2 protein-coding genes are annotated in these 1629 nt (G+C 75.3%); both read right to left on the bottom strand.

Annotation, left to right across the window (positions count from 1 at the left end; translation table 11 throughout):
• On the bottom strand, positions 1 to 463 hold a 463-nt coding region (locus ABZ281_RS48605; RefSeq protein ID WP_356665169.1), incomplete at its 3' end, for an NAD(P)H-binding protein.
• A 111-nt stretch (positions 464 to 574) separates the two neighbouring features.
• The coding region (locus ABZ281_RS48600) for an ERAP1-like C-terminal domain-containing protein (RefSeq protein WP_356665167.1) at positions 575 to 1629 on the bottom strand (1055 nt) is incomplete at its 5' end.

Genomic DNA, 1629 nt, shown 5'->3' with positions numbered 1-1629 from the left:
CCTCGGCGAAGACTCCGCGGACGGTGTCGCCGGCGCGGATCTGCGGGGCCCACTGGAGGGCGTTGGTGGCGAAGGCGCCGGGCCGCAGGAACGTCCACGCCAGGCCGCTGACGCGGACCTGCCGTTCGGCGGTAGCGTGCATGACGTGGATGGGGTGGGTCTCGTCGGCGCCCGGCGCGATGATCGCGGAGGACAGCAGGACCACGTGGCGCACCCCGGCGGCGCGGGCGGCCGCCAGCAGGCCGGGGGTGCGCTCGCCGCCCGCTTGGACGTACAGGAACAGCTTGGTGGCGCCCTCGAAGGGGGCCGGGTCGTCGTACCGGAGTCGTACCGTCTCGGCGCCGGCGGGCGGGCGGGCCCGTTCCGGGGCGCGGGTCAGTGCCCGCACGGGCCGGCCGGCGGTGGCGAGGCGTTCGACCAGGGCGCGGCCGACGTTTCCGGTGGCACCGGTCACTGCGATCATGGTGGGCTCCTCGGGCTTGATCGTCTGTCTTCCCGAGGCTGGGAAGGGCGGCCGGCCCGCCGCGTCGGCGAAAGGGACCAGCCGCCCCACGAGGGCCCTACGTCGGCGGTCCTAGTTCTTCCCGATCCCTTGGACCCGCAACGCCCTTGCCAGGTCGTCGAGTTGGTCGACGAGCTTGCGGCGCAGCCCGGGGCTGGGATCGGCGTCGCGCAGGCATGCCTCGCCGAGGCGGAGGGTGTCCGCGTCGACGGCATGCGCGGGGAAGGCGTCGCGGCCGACGGCCACGGCGATGGCGGGGCCGCGGCGGTCGGCGACGGCGACCGCGTCGGCGTAGTAGCGCCCGACGTACTCGCTTACCAGGTCGGCCTGTTCGGGCTGCCAGAAGCCCCGGGCGGTGGCGGTGAAGAGGTAGTTGGACAGGGTGTCGGAGCCGAACATGGCCTCCCAGGCGCGGGCCTTGGCCTCCGGGTCGGGCAGGGCGGCCCGGCAGCGGGCGGCGCCCTCCTGGCCGGTGGCGCTCGGGTCGCGTTCCAGTTCGGCGGCGATGGCGGTCTCGTCGGTCGCGCCGAGGACGGCGAGCCGGGCGAGGACGCGCCAGCGCAGCTCGGGGTCGAGCTCGGGGCCTCCGGGGACGGTGCCGTCGGCGAGCCAGGCGGCGATGGTGTCGGGGTGGGCGGCCACGGCGATGCGGTGGCGTACGGCGATCAGGCGCAGGCCGGGGTTGTCGCCGTCCTCGGTGCGGCGGATGAGGTCGCGGCACAGGTCGGAGAGGGTGGCGAGGGCGGCGGGCCGCTCCTTGGGTGTGAGGTAGCGGTCGGCGATGTACGTGGAGGCGAAGGCGAGGACGCCCTGGACGATGGCGAGGTCCGTCTCCAGCGGGAGGTGGGCGCGGGCGGTCTCCAGGTAGGCGCCGGGGGCGAGTTCGCCGTCGCGGACGGCGTCGCGCAGGGCGTTCCAGACGACCGCGCGGGTGAGCGGTTCGGGCAGGCCGGAGAGCTCCTTGCGGACGGTCTCGAAGGACTCGGGGTCGAAGCGGACCTTGGCGTAGCTGAGGTCGCCGTCGTTGAGGAGGAGCAGGGCGGGCCGCTTGCCGATGGGGTGGGCGTCGGTCGGCGGGAGGTCCAGGTGGTGGCGTGCGCGGTGGACGGGCGGGCCGCCGTCGTCGG

It is taken from the genome of Streptomyces sp. NPDC006265 (genome assembly GCF_040613555.1).
In the GTDB taxonomy this organism is placed as follows: Bacteria; Actinomycetota; Actinomycetes; order Streptomycetales; family Streptomycetaceae; genus Streptomyces.
This window is presented reverse-complemented; position numbering and strand designations above follow the sequence as displayed.